Raw genomic sequence first — 17,917 nt, forward strand, 5'->3', positions numbered from 1 at the left:
GATGAGGGTCGTCTGAGTTCGGGGGCAGTATGGCGTGGGGTGAGGACGGCCTTCGCGAAGCGCCGCGCCCTCATCCGGCCCTGGCGGGCCGCCTTCTCCCGGCGGGAGAAGGCGAGTGCCGGCCGGACTCGGAGGGGGTCGAGGCCCATCCTACTCCCGTCCACCGCGCGTCCCAAGGGGGGACCGTCCTCAGCCGGTGAGGGCTTCGAGCATGCTCTCGGGGGCGGCGGCGTATTCGAGGGGCTCCATGGTGTAGCTGGCCCGGCCCTGGGAGAGGCTGCGGACGGCCGTCGAGTAGCCGAACATCTCCTTCAGCGGCGCGCGGGCGTCGATGACCATAAGCTTGCCGCGCGAGGACGTGCGCTCGATCAGCGCGCGACGGCTGGCGAGGTCGGCGGTGATGTTGCCCAGGTAGTCCTCGGGGGTGACGACCTCCAGGCGCATGATCGGTTCCAGGAGGACGGGCCCGGCTTCCTCGATCGCCTTGCGGAGGGCGTCGGACGCGGCGAACCGGAAGGCCATGTCGTTCGAGTCGACGTCGTGGTAGTCGCCGTCGACGAGCGTGATTTTGAGGTCGACGAGCGGATAGCCCGTCTTGCCGCCAGATTTGGCCTCCTCGCGCAGGCCCGACTCGATGGCCGGAACGTACTCGCCGGGGATCACGCCCCCCTTCATCTTGTTGGCGAAGTGGACGACCGGGGCCCCCTTGGGCTGGACCTCGGGCTCGACGTCGATCTTGACCCGGGCGTACATCCCCGTGCCGCCGGTCTGGCGGATGCAGGTCCCCTCGATCCGCTTGACGGCCTTCTTGACCGTCTCGCGATAGCTCACGCGGGGCCGGCCGACGTGGACCTTCAGCTTGAAGTCGCGCGTCATCCGGTTCTTGAGGATCTCCAGGTGCAGCTCGCCCATGCCCGAGATCAGGGTCTGGCCGGTCTCCTCGTTGACCTTGAAGGTGAACGTCGGGTCCTCGCGGGCCAGGGCGTTGAGCGTGTCGGAGAGCTTCCCCTTGTCGGCCGAGCTGACGGGCTCGATCGACATGCTGATGACCGTCTCGGGGAACTCGATCCGCTCCAGCAGGATCGGATGCGTGGCGTCGCACAGGGTGTCGCCGGTGACGGCCTTCTTGAGGCCCACGACACCGACGATGTCGCCGGCGATCGCCTCGTTGATCTGCTCGCGGTCGTCGGCCCGGATGTGGTAGAGCCGCGAACAGTTCTCCTTCTCCTCGCGGCCCGGGTTGTAGGCGCGGCTGCCGGCCTTGAGGATCCCCGAGTACACCCGCACGAACGACAGGTCGCCGTGGGCGTCGTTGGTGATCTTGAACACCAGCCCGGAGAAGGGCTCGTCGGGGCTGGGCCGCCGCGACAGTTCGTTCCCCTTCTTGGGGTGGATGCCGACGATCGGCGGCTTGTCGAGCGGGCTCGGCAGGTAGTACGAGACCGCGTCCAATAGCTGCTGCACGCCGACGTACTTGAAGCTCGACCCGCAGAGCACCGGCTGCGCGCCGCCGGTCAGGGTGGCGCGGCGGAGCGCCTGGTGGATCATGTCGGTCGTCAGCTCGGCCCCGTCGAGGTGGCCCATGTACTGCTCGGCGAAGGTCTCGTCGTACTCGGAGAGCGAGTTCAGCATCGTCTCGCGCCAGGCGTCGGCTTCGAGCCGGAGGTCGTCGGGGATCTCCTGGACCGTGAAGGTGGAGCCCAGGTCCTCGGTCTTGAAGAAGAGGGCCTTCATGCCGATCAGGTCGATGAGGCCCTGGAAGGCCCCCATCGAGCCTTCGGGCCCGGCCCCGATCGGGATCTGGAGCGGGATCGGGTGGCTGTCGAGGCGATCGGACACCTCCTGGAAGACCCGGTCGAACTCGGCGCCGATCCGGTCCATCTTGTTGATGAAGCAGATCCGCGGGACGTGGTACTTGCTCGCCTGCCGCCAGACGGTCTCGCTCTGGGCCTCGACGCCCTCGACGCCCGAGAAGATCACGACCGCGCCGTCGAGCACCCGCAGCGAGCGCTCGACCTCGGCGGTGAAGTCGACGTGGCCGGGTGTGTCGATGATGTTGATCGTGGTTGGGAGACCGTCGGCGTCCTTCCAGTGGCAGGTGATCGCGGCGGCGACGATGGTGATCCCGCGCTCGCGTTCCTCTTCCAGGTAGTCGGTGACGGTGTTCCCCTTGTCGACGTCGCCCATCCGGTGGATCTCGCCGGTGTAGTAGAGGATCCGCTCGGTGGTCGTCGTCTTGCCGGCGTCGATGTGGGCGATGATCCCGATGTTGCGAATCCGGCGTAAATTCGTCGTGACGTCGTCGCTGGCCATGATCGTCTCGTTCCGCGCACGGGGTGTGGACGCGGTCCGAGCGACCGCGGCGTGGGCTTCCAGCTTACCGGCTCCCGCCGCGGGAATCAGCGCGAATGGCCGTCGGGGCCCCCCGCCGGGCGGGTCTGGAAGGCGCGGAGATAGGCCGCGTAGGCGTCGTCGAGCGGCCGGGAGGCCGCCGGGTCGGCGAACGGGTAGTCGGGCATCGCGCGCCAGGGGAGCGGCCCGACGGCGTCGCTGCCGGCCGTGAACGGGTCGGCGTCCTTGCAATAGCCGACCGACCGCAGCACGAAGCTCCGCCGCCAGCCCTGGGGCAGCGGGGGCAGGGAATCGGCCGCGAACTCGACGCGCGCCTCGTCGCCGGGGCCGACCACGCACAGCCGATCGTCGTCGGCCCGCAGCAGCGACGCGACGTCGCCGAACCGCGTGAGCTTGCCCGCCATCCGGGCCAGCGGGGCCGGGTCGATGTAGTCGTAGTCGTAGACCAGGGGCAGGCGGCCGTCGGGCGAGACCTCGCGGGTGTAGCCGCGGGCGCCCAGCGAGGCGCGGGCGACTTCCAGGCGGGTCGTCCGCAGCGACCTCTCGGCGTCGGCGTCGCGGACGGCGACGAACGCCTGGTCGTAGTAGCACTCCATGTTCGTCCGGATCCGGAGCACGCAGCGCCGGCCGGCGAGCTTGCCCGTCAGGTCGAGAGTCGTCATCCGGGGCAGGCCCGCCGGGTAGCCGGCGTGGGGCTCGATCACCCGCCACGAGCCGTCGTCGCCGAGCCGCTCGATCGTCGGCGTCGCGAGCGCGACCCCGGCCGTCGCGGCGGCGTAGTTCGTCTGCGAGTACGGGTACTCGACCCAGCCGGCCAGGGCCAGGATCAGGCGATCGTCCGGGCCGTAGCCCGCCAGGCGGTCGCCGAAGTCCAGGACGATCCCGTGCTCCTCGGCGTACCCCACCCAGCCGGCGAGACGTGCGAGGCCGTCGACCGTGTTCCGATCCCAATACTTCAGGGACTCGGTCGCGTCGCGGCCCTTGAGGTCGGTCGCGCGGACGGGCTCGACGGCCGTCCGCCAGGCCCGCAGCTCGCCCGTCGGACGGGGCCCGGCGGGGGCGAAACGCTCGTCGAGCGCGACGGAGACGCCGGGCGGACGGTCGACGACGTCGAGCGTCAGGTGGTCGAGGTACGCGACCTCGTCCATGGGCTCGGTGATCGCGATCCGGTAGACGCCCTGCTCCGGCTTCAGTTGATCCTCGGCGATGGCCACCGACTCGTCGCGGTCGGGCTGACCGTAGACGCCGGGGGCGACGAGGTAACCCAGGCCGCCGCCGCCGAGGAAGTCGCCGAGGCAGACGAACCGCTCGCCGTTCCACGTGAAAAGCACCGGGCAGCTCCCGGTCTTGCGGTTCCGCTCGGCCAGCTCCAGGCGCTGATCGCCGGCCACGTTCAGCTCGGCCTGCATCACGCCGTCGGGCCAGAGGACGTGGACCACGTCGGCCGCCGGCCGGTCCTTCAGGCCGATCACGACCGGGCCTGGCGCCGACCCCAGCCCGGCGACGGGCGTGGTGTGGTCGTACGATGCGTCGATCCCCCGCGCCTGGACGCTCACCTTCGCGCCGATGGCGTGGGGGTTCGTGCGCATCAGCTCGGGCTGGACCCGCCAGCGGCCTCCCAGGTCGAGGGCCAGCCAACGATTGCCGTTGCCCAGGTTCGTCGCTAGCGCCGGCGGGCCGCCGGCGGGGACGATGAGCAGGTCGGGCAGCGGATCTCCCGCCAGGTCGACGATCGCGAGACCCTCGGCCGACTCGGCGAGGACGGGCGCTTGCTGGGCCCCCAAGCGCGTCCCCTCGTTCCGCAGCCAGACGACGGGCGGCTCCGTCTTCCCAGTGTTCAGCGATCGGGGACGGAGGCCGACGAGGTCGAACCGGCCGTCGAGATCGAGGTCGGCGGCGGCGGCCGAACGCCACCAGTGGCCCGGGTTGGGGAACGTCTCGAACGTCGGTGCGAGGTCGGCGGCCGGCGACCGCTTCGTCACGTTCCGCCACGCGTTCAGGTGATGGCCGGCCGGCGCGACGAGGTCGGGTAAGCCGTCGTTGTCGAGGTCCACCGACAGCAGGGACGAAGTACGCGGGGGGCTGGACGGCGAGTCGGGGGCGCTCAAGCCCTGCACCGGGACGGAGCGGAAACGCCCGAGTCGCTCGTTGAGGACGGCTATCGGCGCCGCGTCGTCGGCCGCGAGGATCAGGTCCAGGTCGCGGTCGCCGTCGAAGTCGGCGAGGGCGAGGCCCGTGTGCCGCCGGGCCTCGCCCGTCAGAGCCTCCTCGCCGGTCCAGGGGACGAGGGAGATCGAGAGGCCGGCCGTCGTCGACACGTTGTCGGCGGTCGCCAGAGGCGTCCAGGCCGGCTGGGGCTTGCCGGGGAGGGCCGGGGGCCGGCCGTCGTTTCGGTAGGCCGCGTTCGCCACGCCGGGCGGCGGTTCGACTTGGTCACGTGGGGCGCCTTCGACGCTGAGGACGCCACCGGTGCTGAAGGCGTCGCCGGCTCGATCGGCGGTCGTGTAGTTGACGACGTAGAGGTCCAGGTCCCCGTCCTGGTCGAGGTCGAGCCAGCGTGCGGTCAACGAGAGCGCGGGCGGGCCTTCGGGCTTGAGGCTCGCGGTCAGGTCCTCGAAGCTCGCGCCGTCCCTGTTGCGGAAGAGCCTGTCGCCCAGCCCCGTCAGGTACAGGTCGATGCGGCGGTCGGCGTCGAAGTCGGCCGCGGCCACGCCGGCGCTCGCGCGGTCGTCGGGGAGGCCGAACGCCGCGGTGGCGTCCTCGAAGCCGACCTCGCCCTTGTTCACCAACAGGGCGTCGCGCGGGCCCTTGGGGCCGACGACGGCGGCGGTCAGGTAGAGGTCGAGGCGACCGTCGCCGTCGGCGTCGAACGGAGCGACGGCGGCCCCGAACCGATCGCGGATCCGGCCGATCGGGGCCTTGTCGCCGGTGAAGTCGGCGGGGGTCGCCCAGCGGTCGCCGTCGGCGAGGTTCACCTTCAGCGGAACGACAGCATCGAACCGGGGGGCCGGCGCGGGGGCGGGGCCGTCCGGCTTCGGGCTCGGGAACGGCGAGGCGATCGCGCCATAGCGGCCCATCTCGCCGTAGGCGGTCTCGACGACGTCGCCGGGGCCGGGGACGGCTCCCGGGCGGTCGGGGTCGAGCAGTTGCCAGCGCTTGAGGACTTCTCGCTGCTTGTCGGGCTGGCCGTTCATCCGGTAGGCGAAGGCGAGCGGGTAGAGCGCGGAGGCGAGGTAGGGGTCGACCGCCAGGGCCCTGTTGAGGAGTTCGACCTTGCGCGGGGCCTCGGCCGGGCCGACGGGCAGGTTGGGGTCCTCGACGTTGGTGACGGTGTTCGCGGCCCAGAGCCACGAGGCGGCGTCGAGCGGGTCGATCTCGGCGACCTTCAGGAAGAGGGGATGCGCATCGGCGGCCCGCCCTTGCTGGGCCAGGACCACCCCCTTGCAGAACAGGGCGCGAGGGTCTTCGGGCTTGCGGTCGAGCACGCCCTGGAGCAGCCCGAGAGCCTCGTCGAAGTTCGACGGCGGCTGTTCGCCGCCGGCCTTCTTGGCCTCCGCCGCCTGGACGCCGCTGTCGTTCAGCAGGGCGATCGCCAGGTTGACGGCCCCGGCCGACCAGTCGGGAGCCAGCCGGTGGATCTCGCGGAACGCCTCGGCGGCCTTGCGGTACTCGTACTGCTCCATGAGGCCCAGGCCCCGGAACTGCGCGGCCATCACGGCGTCGAGCTTGTCCGCCGGGATCTCGTCCGCCTTCCGGGTTTCAGCCTCGGCCTCCGCCTTCGACGGCGGGACGGCCGAAGGCTCGGGAGTCCGACCGCAGCCGGCGAGCAGTCCGAGCAGGGGCAAAAAGGGCCGGAACCGGCGTGATGCGAAACCCATGAGAAGCGACCTCGGGAGAGAGAGCCGGCTTGCCTGGAGAGGAGGATGCGGCGACCGAAGGGTGGAGGGACGGCGCCGAAGTCCCGAGGCCGTCCCTCAGTCCTGAGGATGCGACGGGACGGGTTCGAGGCGGGCCAGCTTCGGCAGCCCCTGGCCTCGGGGCGGCGCTTTGGGGACCTCCGTCGGTTCCTCCTCGCCGCCGCAGCCGGCCAGGGCGAGCGAGAGGATCCCGGGCGCGAACAGGAACCAACGGCGCATGGGCGGAGTCCTCGCGAGTCTCAAGCTCGTCCCGGCGGCCGATGGATGGGCCGCGCGTAGAGGTCAGTATAGGCCTCGGTCCGGAGGTGCGAAAGCATGTGATGACCCCGGCGACGGCCCCGCTCGGCGCGAAGCGCGGCCAGGTCGATCGGCCCGACGACGATCTTCTCGCCGGGGCCCGGGTCGGCCTGGGACAGGATCCGGCCGTCGAAGTCGACGACCATGCTCCCGCCCGGCCACGAGAACGGCGGGTAGTTCGCCGCGCTCGCCCCCTGGTTGGCCGCCACGACGAACGCCATGTTCTCGACGGCCCGCGCCCGGTTGAACAGGGTCCACCAGTCCATCGGCGGCGTCGCGCCCCAGGGATCCATGTACGCGGAGACGCGGATCAACACCTCGGCCCCGGCCAGCGCCAGCGCCCGGATCGCCTCGGGGAAGAGCCAGTCGTAGCAGATCGCCGCGCCCAGGCGGCCGATCTCGGTCTCGACGACCGGGAACATCGGCTCGTCGTAGCCCGGCAGGTCGTGGGGGCTGGCGTGGACCTCCCACGGCAGCCAGGGGTTCACCTTGCGGTAGCGGCTCAAAAGCCCGTCGGGGCCGATGAGGCAGGTCGTGTTGAAGACGGCCCCGGGCCAGCGCGCGTCGACTTCCAGGAACGTCCCCGTCTGGATATAGACGTTCCGCTCGCGGGCCTTGGCGACGTAGCGGTCGGTGTGCTCGTTGGGGATCGGCACGGCGAGCTTGTCGCGCAGCTCCTCGACCGTCTCGTACATCGGCGCGGCGTGGGCGAACTCGGGGAAGACCACGAGCCGGACGTCGAAGATGGGGGCGTAGCCCACGACCGCGTGGTCGATCATCCCCAGCAGGTGGTCGACCCGGCCGGCGATCTCTTCGCGCGAGCGGGGACGGGGCAGGTCGGTCTGGCAGGCGGCGGCGTAGTAGCGAGGCGTCACGTCGATGGCGTCCGGGCTCAGGGCGAAAGGGGCTGGGACGAGTCCTTGCCGGGATCCGGCGCGGGCGGCTCGGTCTTGCGGAGGCGCGCGGCGTCGAGGAAGGCGGCGAGGGCGACGTCGGGCTTGCGCCGGGGCTCGTCGAGGCGGAGGAACACGTCGGCCGCCTTCGCCTCCCGGCGCGAGAGGAACCACTGGGCACCGAGGACCAGCCAGGCGTCGCGATCCTCGGGCTTGCGGTGCAGGTGCGCCTCCAGCTTGGCGACGTGCCGGGCGAAGTCGGCCGGCTCGGCGTAGAGCGACTGGACGTCCCTGGCGGTCACGATCCAGCCCGGCTGGGCGGTCTCGGCCTCGCGGAGCAGGTCGGCCGCCAGCGGATACTGCTCGCGGACGAGGGCGACCTGGGCCAGCCGCAATCGCGGGGCGGCCGAATACGGGTTCGCGTGGATCGCCTGCTGGTAGCGTTCCTCGGCCCGCTTGTAGTTGCCGATGCGGAACATGCGGTCGCCGAACGTCGTGAGTTGCTCGGCGCGTTCCCGGTCGGCCTTCTTGACCCGGATCGTCGCCCGGTCGAGCTTCACCGGGCGGATCAGGCCGGGAGGCGGGGCCGGGGCCGCCGGCCCCATCGAGGGCTGCGGAACGTACACGGGGACTCCCGCGGGAATCGCGCCGAAGGGGACGTGGACCGTGGAGTAGACCCCCATGGGCGTCGCCTGGACGATCACGTAGGGCCGGTACCAGTTCCACCCCGACGAGACGGCGGCCGGGATCTGCGTGGGGTCGCCCTGCGAGCGGTGGCCCGAAGCGGCCGTCCCCGACGAGGACGCGCCGCCCGAAGACGATGCGGACTGGCCGTGGGCGTCCGGGTTCCAGCCCGCGGCGATGATGGCTGCGGTGATCAACGCGCCGAGCCGATCGAGCCTCACCATGGCGTCGGGTCCTCCCTGTCGTCTGCTCACGTCTCGGAGATGGGCGGTCTCTGTATTATCGCCGGGGCAGGCCGTCGAGGGAACAGCGATCCTGCGCGAAGGCCGTCAACCTGACCTCAGTGGAGGCGTGCGGCCACGGGGCGTCGGCCCAGGTCGAAGACGCTCGGGTCGGCCCCGACGCTCAGCCGCGGCCGGCCGACGTGGTGATTGGGGTCGAGGAGGAGGTCCACCGCCTCGATCCTGCCGGGGCGGGGCCGGCCGATCAGGCGGACGCTCGGGGAAGTCGCCCCGGGGCGCGGGCCGGTGACGTCCACGACGTGGTCGCGGCCCCAAAGATCGACCCACTGGGCGAAGACGTCGCGGGTCCGGTTCGGGAGCGGCGCTTCGCCCGCCGCGGCGAAACCGAAGACCTCGATGGCGTCGTTGTTCTGCCGCCAGAACGCCTGTCCCTGCGCGAAGCACTCGGGGTCGGCCCGGAAGAGGACGCTCTCGCGGGGCGTGCGGTCGGACAGGTCGACAAAGGCCGTGTTCTTGCTTGAGATGACCCACGGCCGGTCGGGGCCCGGCGACTCGCCCGGCCAGGCCGACATCCGGACGGCCGCGCGGGCCGTCGCGACGGTGCAGCGGTCCGTCGTCAGGTCGGCCGCGAAACGCGAGCGGGCCACCCGGGCCGGGATCAGCGTGAAGGCGTCCCCGCGCGCGGCGACGACACACTGGGAGAGGGCGACCCGGCCCAGGCCGATCTCGATGCGCAGGGCGTCGCCCGAGGTGGCCAGGACGCACTCGGTCAGCAGGCAGACCGGCCGATCCGCGACCCCCACGATCGGCGGGTCGGGCGGCGGCGAAGGTCGGGGCCGGGTCGTCGCCGCGCGGAACGAGATCAGGGTCGGCGGGGGCTGGTCGAGCGTCCGGGGCGCGATCAGCTCGCACCGGTGCATCGCCAGCGAGCCGTCGTCGACGCGGATCAGGGCGGGCGCTCGCGAAGGATCCTCCACGCGGAATCGCAGGCCCGCGAGCGACAGGCATCCCCCCTCCAGCGCGAGCAGGGCGTCGCCCTGAGCCGTGGCGACGGGCGTGAAGATCAAGGGGGCCTTCTCCGAGCCGGCGGGCCGGTCGTCCGACGTGTCGACGCGGTTCTCGACGCGTGGCCCGGCCTTCGCGGGGACGGCCTTCTCCACGACGATCTCGACCGTCGCCCCGGCGGGGAACCGGACCGGCGTGAAGGGCCGGGAGCCCGACCCGGAGACCCGGACCCGCAGACGGCCGCCGGGCTCGCCGCCGTGATCCCGCAGGAACGCGCCGAGGTCGCCGTTCCAGGTCGAGGCCGCGTCGGCGTCGAACGTCAACTCGACGGCGCCCGCCGGGATCGGCCCGCCGGGGGGGGCGACCGTCGGTTCAAGGAGGGGGCGAAAGTCGAGCAGCGTCCGGGCCATCAGGAACGGCCGGGGCTGGGCGACGTGCGCGATCAGCTCTTCCCAGCCGGGGAGGAACGGCTTGAGGCCGGACGCCGTCACGTCGGCGATCGCGGAGATCTCGGGCCATTCCAGGGGCTGTTCCCGCGAGGCCCCCAGGTCGCTGCTCCACGTGGAACAAAACGCGGCGAGGCTCCGCGATCGGATCGTGTGCTCGGGCCCGCTGGAGAAATAGCCGTCCCAGCCGGCGAACAGGTTGTTCGCCCCCAGCCAGTCGAGCTGCTGGTCCAGGACCGCCTCGGCGACGTCGCTGGACGTCAGGCTGGAGATCCCCGGGCCGGCGAATCGGCCGAAGACGCAGTCGAAGGCGCGGATGCGGAGCCGTCGCGTCGCCGCGTCGGACTTCGGGCCGCCGTTCAGGTCGACGAGCGGGCCGCGGCAGCCCATCGCCGAGCCGAGGGCGAAGAATCGGTGCTCGGACTGCCGCTTCGCGTCGGGGGTCCGCACGATCGGCCCCTCGGCCGCCAGGATCGATCGCAAGGCGACCACCTCGACCGGCCCCCGATTCAGCTCGAACAGCGACGCGACGTCGCCGCGGATCAGGCTGTCCTCGATCCGGATCCGCGACGGCCGCCCGGCGGCGTCGTCGGACCTCGCGAAGACGAAGGGCGAGCTCAGGGGGTTGACGATCGTGACCGTGCAGTTCCGCAGGGTCAACTGGAAGCCCGAGCCGTGGAAGAGGGCGCGCTGATTCATGCCCAACTCGCGGACGTTGACGACCAGGTCCAGCGAGTCGAGGATCAGGCTGCGGCCGTCGAGCGTGAAGACGCCGGGCAGCGCCCGCACGGCGTCGATCCCCGGCGCCTCGATCCGCACGACGGCCCGGTATCCCGGCTGCGCGCGGATCAGCCGCGACTCGCCGGGGACGCGCAGGTCGTCGATCGGAAAGGGCCCCACGTCGGCCAGCTCGACCACCCCGCGCGGCACGTCGAGGCCCAGGCGGAGCGAGGCGACGGCCCCGGGCTCGCGACCGTCGGACGCCCGCCGGACGACCGTCTTCGGGCCGTCGACCGTCTGCGGGATCGGCTCCCGGGCCCAGGCCGGGAGGTACGCCGCGAGCACGCCCGAGGGATAGGCCTTCATCGGCCGCACCGGCTCGGAGGCGTCGACGGGCTCGGTCCAGGCCGGGGGCGAGCCCTCCTCGCGCCTCGGCGCCGGGGGCGGCGCGGGCTTCCGGGCGTGGCCCACATCCGGGGCGCCCCCGGCGGCGAATGGGACGGTCGTGGCTTGCTCCCCGCCCCTGATCTTCACGACGGCCGACGACGAGGGCTCGGGGAATCGCTCCGACGGATTGTTGTTGGGGAAGGGCCGGAGGATCAGGTCCATGCCGATGACTAGCACGATGACGAGCCCGCCGATCAGGCAGCAGCGGACGATCCAGGCGTGCTCCGACACCGGCGCGGACCGCGGCCCCAGCGAGGCCGACTGCGGCAGCGCGGCCGGCGTGGGGGGGATCGCGACCAGGTTCGGGAGCGCCGACGGGCCGAAGCCGGGCGCACGCGCGCCGGCCGGGGCCGTCCCCACGATCTCGGGGGCGAGGGCGGCGAGGGAGATCTCCGGCAGCGACGAGTTGGGACGCAGCTCGGGGAGGTCGCGAACCGGGAAGGCGCCGCGATCCCGCGCGGGGCGGACGGCCGTCGTCTCCTCGTCGATCGGCACCAGGGCCACGCTCGACTCGTCGCCGTCGATCGCGCGCAGGGATCGGAGCAGCTCCGCGTAGCTGGGGAAGCGGTCCTCGGGCTTCTTGGCCAGCATCCGCAGGACGGCCGCCGCGAGGGCCGGGGGCAGGTCGGGCCGCAGCTCGCGGACGTCCGGCGGGGGCGTCCGCGCGTGCCTCGTCAGCTTCTCGGTGATGTCGCCGCCCGGGAACGGCGGCAGACCCGTCAGCAGGTAGTGGAAGGTGCAGCCCAGCGAGTAGATGTCGCTCTGGAAGCTCGTCGCGCGGCTGTCGCGGGCCTGTTCGGGGGCCATGTAGTCGACCGTGCCGACCGTCGTCCCCTCGCGCGTCACGCGCTCGTCCTCGGACTCGGGGCGGAGGGCCAGGCCCAGGTCGGTGATCTTGACCTCTCCCAGCGGCGTCCGCAGCAGGTTCGACGGCTTGACGTCGCGATGGATCACGCCCCGGGACGCGGCGTATTCCAGGCCCCGCACCACCTGCTCGACGAGGCCGACCGCCTCGGCGGCCGGCAGCGGCCCCTGATGCTGGACGTACTCGTGGAGGTCGCCCCCGTTGATGTATTCGAGCACCAGGTAATAACGGCCGTCGTCGCTCCCGCGGTCGTAGATCTGGACGATGTTGGGATGCTGGAGCGACTCGGCGCTGCGGGCCTCGGCGACGAACCGCTTGAGGACCGTCGAGTTCCGCGCCATGGCGGTCGGCAAGACCTTGAGCGCGACCTCGTGGCCGGTCTCCAGGTGGACCGCGCGATAGACCGAGCTCATCCCCCCCGTCCCCAGGGGGTGCAGGATCCCGTAGCTCCCGATCCGGAACCGGTAGGGATCGCCGTTGGTCGATTCGCTCTCGGCCATCATCCCTCTCGACGTCCTCCGATCCAACCCGCATCGCGACGCCGGAACTGTCCACCCAGAGAATACGCATCAGCACCGCGTTCCAGCTCAACGCCGCGCGCCGATTCAGGGCGCGTGAATGCTTGGCGGAATCGGCGGATGGGGCGCGAGGTCGGGACGGCGGAGTCCTTTCCGAAGGGACTGCAAGGTCGGCGTCCGCTTTCGAAAAGGCGTTCTCCCCGCTTCATGATACGCCGACGTCGAGATTTCGGGACAGCGTCGGCTTCGCCGCGAGGGCCGATTGACAGGGGAGGGGATGGAGACGAGAATCAGACCGGAGCATCGAGCGCTCGTAGCTCAGGTGGATAGAGCGGCGGTTTCCTAAACCGCAGGCCGCAGGTTCGAATCCTGCCGGGCGCATCCCTTCGCGGGACGGGAGGAGCGTCGGCGCGAGGCCGATCCGCCTCCCGTCGTCGCGACTCGGCCTCCACCCACGCGCCCGTAGCTCAGGCGGATAGAGCAACGGTTTTCTAAACCGTCGGTCGCAGGTTCGAGTCCTGCCGGGCGTGCTGACCTCGCCCCCCCTCCGCGAGGCGAGGCGACGCGACACCGACCGCGCGAGGCGGCCCCGGGGCGGGGACCCCGCCCGTTTTTCGGAACCCGGCCGCGTCCGCTTCGACCGGCGGCGCGGATAACGTACAATGAGGGCTGGAGCGGGCCCGGGTCGCGGCCGGCGCGTCGGTTTCCACGTGGAACCCGCGGCCCGACGCGCGCCCGCCCCGGCAGCGACGGCCGCCCGGCCCCATGGGATGCTATCGATGTCTACGCCAGAAGAACGGCTGACCGAGATCCAGACCAACTGGACGACCATCAGCAGCGCCCACGGGCCGGGCCCCAAGAGCCAGCAGGCGATGGGCGAGCTGGTCGGCCGCTACCACGACGCCCTGACGCGCTACATCCACCTGAAGGTCCGCGACCGCCACCTCGCGGACGAGGTGCTGCAGGAGTTCTGGACCAAGCTCCTGACCGGCAAGCTCGCCGGGGCCGACCGCACCAAGGGGCGGTTCCGCGACTACCTGCGGACCGTGCTGCATCGGCTCATCATCGACCATTTCCGGGTCCGCAAGCTCCAGCCCCTCCCGCCGGGCGACCTGCTCGACGCGTCGCTCCCCGACGAGGACTTCGACCGGGTCTGGCGCGAGGCCGTCCTCAACCGCGTCTGGTCGCGGCTGGAGACCTATCAGGCCACCACCTCCAAGAACCGCTACGCGACCGTCCTGCAGCTCCGCCGCGACAACCCCAAGGCGTCGATCGACGAGATCGCCGAGCGGCTCGCCGCGATCGTGGGCGCCCCGGTCACCCCCGAGGCCTTCCGCAAGAACCTCCAAAGGGCCCGGGCCAAATTCATCGAGCTGCTCGTGGTGGAGCTGAAAGAGACCATCCACCCCACCGACAACGCCGACGTCGAGGCCGAGATCAACGACCTCGGACTGGGCCGGCTCTACCGCCGCTACACCAGCACCGGCGAGGCCTGAAACCCAGCTTCGTCAAGGGTTTGCAAGGACGAACGCGTTAAGGGATCGGTTTTCCCGGGTTTGCACGGATTTTCCTTTCAAGGGGAAAATTCCCGCGTCCCCTTGACCGCCCATCTTCCGCATGTACAGTTGTTATAAGGAAGGATCATGCTTGGGCTTACCACGCGGTCGTCCTTCTCATGGCGTTCTGGTCCTGACATCGGATGGTTCGCGCTCCGCGCGATGGGCACCAGAGAGGAGCGGCGATGCTGGTTCTCTCCCGCAAGAAGAACGAAACGATCATCATCAACGACAGCATCACGGTGACGGTGATCGAGATCCGCGGCGACAAGGTGAGATTGGGGATCGACGCTCCCAAGGACATCACCGTCCACCGCCGCGAGGTCTACGAGGCGATCCAGAATCAGGCCCGGTCGGAAGACCCGGGCACCCGGACGATCAACCCCTGACCTGATCCGACCGACGCGAAGACCGCACCAGGAATCCTCCTGCTCGACGATCAGGCCGGCTCGACCCGAGATCGCAACAGCTTCACGAATTCGCGCATCCAGGGCGCATTGTCGTTCCACGCGCGAGACGTCACGAGGTTGTCGCTGACGACCACCTCCCGGTCCACGAACTCGCCCTGCGCCGCCCGGACGTCCGGGGCGCATTGGGGATAGCAGGTCAAGACGCGTCCCTTGAGCAGTCCGGCCGCGGCCAGGATCAGGGGCCCGTGGCAGGTGACCGCGAGCGGCTTGCCGCTCTCCAGGAAATGACGGGCGATCTCCAGGACCTTGGGGATGTTCCGGAGATACTCCGGTGCGCGTCCTCCGGGGATCACCAGGGCGTCGTAGCGTTCCGCGGCGACGTCGGCGATCGCCAGGTCGGCGTCGAGTCGATAGCCGGCCTTCTCGGTGTACGTGTCGAACCCGGGCTCGAAGTCGTGGACCACGGTCTGGATCTGCCGCTTCTCGGGAGCGGCCAGGTCGACGGTCCACCCTTCCTCTTCCAGGCGATACTTGGGGTAGAGGATCTCGAGGGCTTCGCCCGCGTCCCCGGCGATCATCAGGATCCTAGGCATCGCAATCCGCTCCGGGTCCTCCCGCGTCCGCGGGCTTTCGTGCCAACCTACAGGGCGGGGGCCCGCGATTCAATCCCGTCGCGACCGATCGGAAATCCGCAGCAAACGTCGTACCCGCGGATGCGGCTCGGGCCTGGGTGAAAGTCGGCGGGCGTGGGCTCTTCGACTTGACCTTCGCGCGCGCCGGTCGCTACATTAGTCCCTGTCCGGTACGACGGCCCCGTCGTCTAGTGGTTAGGACACATGCCTTTCACGCATGCAGCACGGGTTCGAGTCCCGTCGGGGTCACTCCTTCCTCTCCCCCCTTTATTCAAGACGCGACGGCCGGGCCCGATCCCAGGGCCATCAAGTGCGTCGCGACGCAGCCGGCCAGGAGCGAGGGGTTGTAGCCGCCTTCGAGCACGCTGACGACCCGCCCCTGGGCGTGGGTCTCGGCGACGTCCACGACGTCCCGCGTCAGCGCGTCGAAATCCTCGAAGTCGAGCCCCAGCCCGCCGACGGGATCCTCGGCCATCGCGTCGAACCCGGCGCTCACGATGACCAGCTCCGGCCGGTGCTTGTCGGCCAGCTTGTGCAGCCCCGCGCGAAACGCCGCGCGGAACTCGCCGGGCGGCGTCCCGAAGGGGAGGGGGATGTTCTTGGTCAGCCCGAGCCCCGGGCCCTCGCCGGTCTCGCGCTCCAGGCCGGTGCCGGGATAGAAGGGGTGGCGATGGATCGACAGGAAGGCGACCTCGGCCGACTCGTAGAAGGCCTCCTGCGTGCCGTTGCCGTGATGGACGTCGAAATCGACGATCAGGATGCGATTCGCCGCGTGACGTGCGACCGCCTCGCGGGCGGCGACGGCGACGTTCGAGAAGAGGCAGAATCCCATCGCACCGCCCGGCAAGGCGTGATGCCCCGGCGGCCGGACCAGGCCCATCGCGCGGCGATGCTTGCCCCCCATGACGTCGGCGACCGCCTCGATGGCCGCGCCGGCCGCCAGCCGGGCCGCCGTGAGCGATCCGGGCGACATCCAGGTGTCGGCGTCCAGCGGCCCGCCGCCGCGTCGGTCGGCGGCTTCGAGCGAGGCAAGGTAGGCCGCCGAATGGACCCGGCGCAGCTCGTCGTCGGTCGCCTCGCGGACGACCCCCGCGGGGCAGGCGTCGAGCAGGCCCGTGCGTTTGAGGTGGCGGAGGATCGCCTCCAGCCGCTCGGGCTTCTCGGGGTGCTTATCCGGGGGCCGATGCTCGATCATGCGGCGATCGACGTACAGGGCGACCGACATGCCGACCTCCCGGGTGCTCTCGCGGAACTTCTGAGACGGCCCGATCCTAACCCGGGCGCCGGCCGAATGCGAGACGCCGCACGGTTTCCCGTGGAACAGGGCGGGCGGAGGCTCAGAGCCGACGCCAGCGGGCGCCGTCGCGACCCACGAGCGCGTCGGCGTCGGCGGGGCCCCAGGTGCCGGCGGGATACTCGACGGGCGGCGGCGCGTCCGGCTTGTCCCAGGCATCGAGGATCGAGGTGATGAACCGCCAGGCGTTCTCGACCTCGTCGGTGCGCGTGAAGAGCGTCGGGTCGCCGAGCATGACGTCGAGCAGCAGCCGCTCGTAGGCCTCGGGCGGCGGGGCGGCGAAGGCGGTGCCGTAGCGGAAGTCCATCCGGACCTCCTGGAGCCGCCGTCGCGAGCCCGGGATCTTGGCCTCGAAGGTCAGGCTCGCGCCCTCGTTGGGCTGGATGCGGAGCACGAGCTGGTTGCCGACCGACTGGCCATCGTGCTCGACGTCGAAGAGCCGGGTCGGCGGCCGGTGGAACTGGATGGCGATCTCGGTGGCGCGCTTGGGCAGCCGCTTGCCGGTCCGGAGGAAGAAGGGCACGCCGGCCCAGCGCCAGGTGTTCAGGGTCAGCCGGATGGCCACGTACGGCGCGGTCGTCGAATCGGGGGCGACCCCCTTCTCCTGGAGGTAGCCGGGGACGTCCTCGCCCTCGATCGAGCCTGCGGCGTAGCGGGCGCGGACGACGTTCTCGTAGACGTCGGCGGGATTCCAGCGGGGGAGGGCCTGGAGGACCTTGACCTTCTCGTTGCGGACGGCGTCGGCCGAGAGGTCGACGGGGGGCTCCATCGCCACCAGGCAGAGGAGCTGGAGCATGTGGTTCTGGACCATGTCGCGGATCGCGCCGGCGGAGTCGTAGTACGACCCCCGATTGCCGGGCATGCCCACTTCCTCGGCGACGGTGATCTGCACCGAGGCGACGTGGCGGCGGTCCCAGATCGGCTCGAAGATGCTGTTGCCGAACCGGAACGCCAGGATGTTCTGGACCGTCTCCTTGCCCAGGTAGTGGTCGATCCGGTAGATCTGGCTCTCGTCGAGGACCCGCGAGGCGTCGCGGCTGAGCGCCCGGGCGCTCTCCAGGTCGTGGCCGAACGGCTTCTCGATGACGACCCGGCTCCAGGGCTCGTCCTGCTGCCAGGGGTAGACCAGCCCCGCCTTGCCGAGCTGGTCGACGATCGGCCGGAAGAACTCCGGCGCCACGGCCAGGTAGAAGACGCGGTTGCCGCGGGTGCCGTGGGTGCGGTCCAGCTCGTCGAGCTTGGCCTTGAGGTTCTGGAAGGCCTCGGGCTCGTCGAACGTCCCCGGCGCGAAGATCAGGCGGGAGGCGAACTGGGGCCAGACCTGCTTGAAGTCGCCGCCCTTCTCCTCCTCGGTCACCGACTTCTCGTATTCGCGCCTGAGGTCCTCGTCGGTCCAGTCCCGCCGGCCGAAGCAGACCACCGCGCACTCGGTGGGGAGGTTCCCCCGGTGGTAGAGGTGGTACAGCGCGGGGACCAGCTTGCGGTGCGCGAGGTCGCCCGTCGCGCCGAAGAGCACGATCGCGCAGGGCTGCGGCGCCTGGGCGCGGGGGAGGGCCTGGCGGAGCGGGTTGGAATCGGCTTCGAGGGGAGGCTCGGCCATCGTTGAAATTCTCGCGAGGCTGAGGGGCGGCCGAGGGGC

At 71.0% G+C, this 17,917-nt stretch carries 11 protein-coding genes and 3 tRNA genes; 5 read left to right on the top strand and 9 right to left on the bottom strand.

Going from position 1 to position 17,917, the window contains the following annotated elements; all coding sequences use genetic code 11:
* Positions 1-189 precede the first annotated feature (189 nt).
* The 6 genes from fusA to PZE19_RS24680 all read right to left on the bottom strand — a co-directional run bounded on the left by fusA (position 190) and on the right by PZE19_RS24680 (position 12,371).
* The gene (gene fusA, locus PZE19_RS24655) at positions 190-2,313 is read right to left on the bottom strand and encodes an elongation factor G (RefSeq protein ID WP_277863264.1); all 2,124 of its coding nucleotides are present in this window, start codon (positions 2,311-2,313) and stop codon (positions 190-192) included.
* Between the two features lie 86 nt (positions 2,314-2,399).
* Positions 2,400-6,230, bottom strand: a complete 3,831-nt coding sequence (locus PZE19_RS24660; RefSeq protein ID WP_277863265.1) for a CRTAC1 family protein — start codon at positions 6,228-6,230, stop codon at positions 2,400-2,402.
* A 96-nt stretch (positions 6,231-6,326) separates the two neighbouring features.
* On the bottom strand, positions 6,327-6,488 hold the full coding sequence (locus tag PZE19_RS24665; protein WP_277863266.1) for a hypothetical protein: 162 nt from the start codon (positions 6,486-6,488) through the stop codon (positions 6,327-6,329).
* Between the two features lie 20 nt (positions 6,489-6,508).
* Positions 6,509-7,441 carry a nitrilase-related carbon-nitrogen hydrolase gene (locus PZE19_RS24670; protein WP_277863267.1) on the bottom strand — a complete coding sequence of 311 codons (933 nt, stop codon included), beginning with the start codon at positions 7,439-7,441 and terminating at the stop codon, positions 6,509-6,511.
* A gap of 17 nt (positions 7,442-7,458) precedes the next feature.
* Positions 7,459-8,367, bottom strand: a complete 909-nt coding sequence (locus tag PZE19_RS24675) for a tetratricopeptide repeat protein (protein ID WP_277863268.1) — start codon at positions 8,365-8,367, stop codon at positions 7,459-7,461.
* 116 nt (positions 8,368-8,483) lie between these two features.
* Positions 8,484-12,371: a serine/threonine-protein kinase gene (locus PZE19_RS24680; RefSeq protein WP_277863269.1), complete on the bottom strand. Its 3,888-nt coding sequence runs from the start codon at positions 12,369-12,371 to the stop codon at positions 8,484-8,486.
* 322 nt (positions 12,372-12,693) lie between these two features.
* Here PZE19_RS24680 and PZE19_RS24685 point away from each other — a divergent pair.
* The 4 genes from PZE19_RS24685 to csrA all read left to right on the top strand — a co-directional run bounded on the left by PZE19_RS24685 (position 12,694) and on the right by csrA (position 14,331).
* A tRNA-Arg gene (locus PZE19_RS24685) sits at positions 12,694-12,767 on the top strand.
* 75 nt (positions 12,768-12,842) lie between these two features.
* Positions 12,843-12,916: transfer RNA gene (locus PZE19_RS24690), tRNA-Arg, on the top strand.
* Between the two features lie 249 nt (positions 12,917-13,165).
* Positions 13,166-13,882 carry an RNA polymerase sigma factor gene (locus tag PZE19_RS24695; protein WP_277863270.1) on the top strand — a complete coding sequence of 239 codons (717 nt, stop codon included), beginning with the start codon at positions 13,166-13,168 and terminating at the stop codon, positions 13,880-13,882.
* Between the two features lie 245 nt (positions 13,883-14,127).
* Entirely contained in the window at positions 14,128-14,331 is a 204-nt protein-coding gene (gene csrA, locus PZE19_RS24700; RefSeq protein WP_277863271.1) for a carbon storage regulator CsrA, read from the top strand.
* A gap of 50 nt (positions 14,332-14,381) precedes the next feature.
* On the opposite strand, the gene PZE19_RS24705 is transcribed toward csrA, so the two are convergent.
* Complete coding sequence (locus tag PZE19_RS24705; protein ID WP_277863272.1) at positions 14,382-14,945, bottom strand: DJ-1/PfpI family protein; 564 nt, start codon at positions 14,943-14,945, stop codon at positions 14,382-14,384.
* 216 nt (positions 14,946-15,161) lie between these two features.
* On the opposite strand from PZE19_RS24705, the gene PZE19_RS24710 reads away from it, so the two are divergent.
* A tRNA-Glu gene (locus PZE19_RS24710) sits at positions 15,162-15,233 on the top strand.
* A 22-nt stretch (positions 15,234-15,255) separates the two neighbouring features.
* Here PZE19_RS24710 and PZE19_RS24715 read toward each other — a convergent pair.
* Together PZE19_RS24715 and zwf are read right to left on the bottom strand one after the other, a co-directional pair.
* Positions 15,256-16,209, bottom strand: a complete 954-nt coding sequence (locus tag PZE19_RS24715; protein ID WP_277863273.1) for a histone deacetylase family protein — start codon at positions 16,207-16,209, stop codon at positions 15,256-15,258.
* Between the two features lie 112 nt (positions 16,210-16,321).
* Positions 16,322-17,878 carry a glucose-6-phosphate dehydrogenase gene (gene zwf, locus PZE19_RS24720; RefSeq protein WP_277863274.1) on the bottom strand — a complete coding sequence of 519 codons (1,557 nt, stop codon included), beginning with the start codon at positions 17,876-17,878 and terminating at the stop codon, positions 16,322-16,324.
* Between the last annotated feature and the right edge of the window lie 39 nt (positions 17,879-17,917).

Origin of the sequence: Paludisphaera mucosa, assembly GCF_029589435.1 — a bacterium.
Classification (GTDB): domain Bacteria; phylum Planctomycetota; class Planctomycetia; order Isosphaerales; family Isosphaeraceae; genus Paludisphaera; species Paludisphaera mucosa.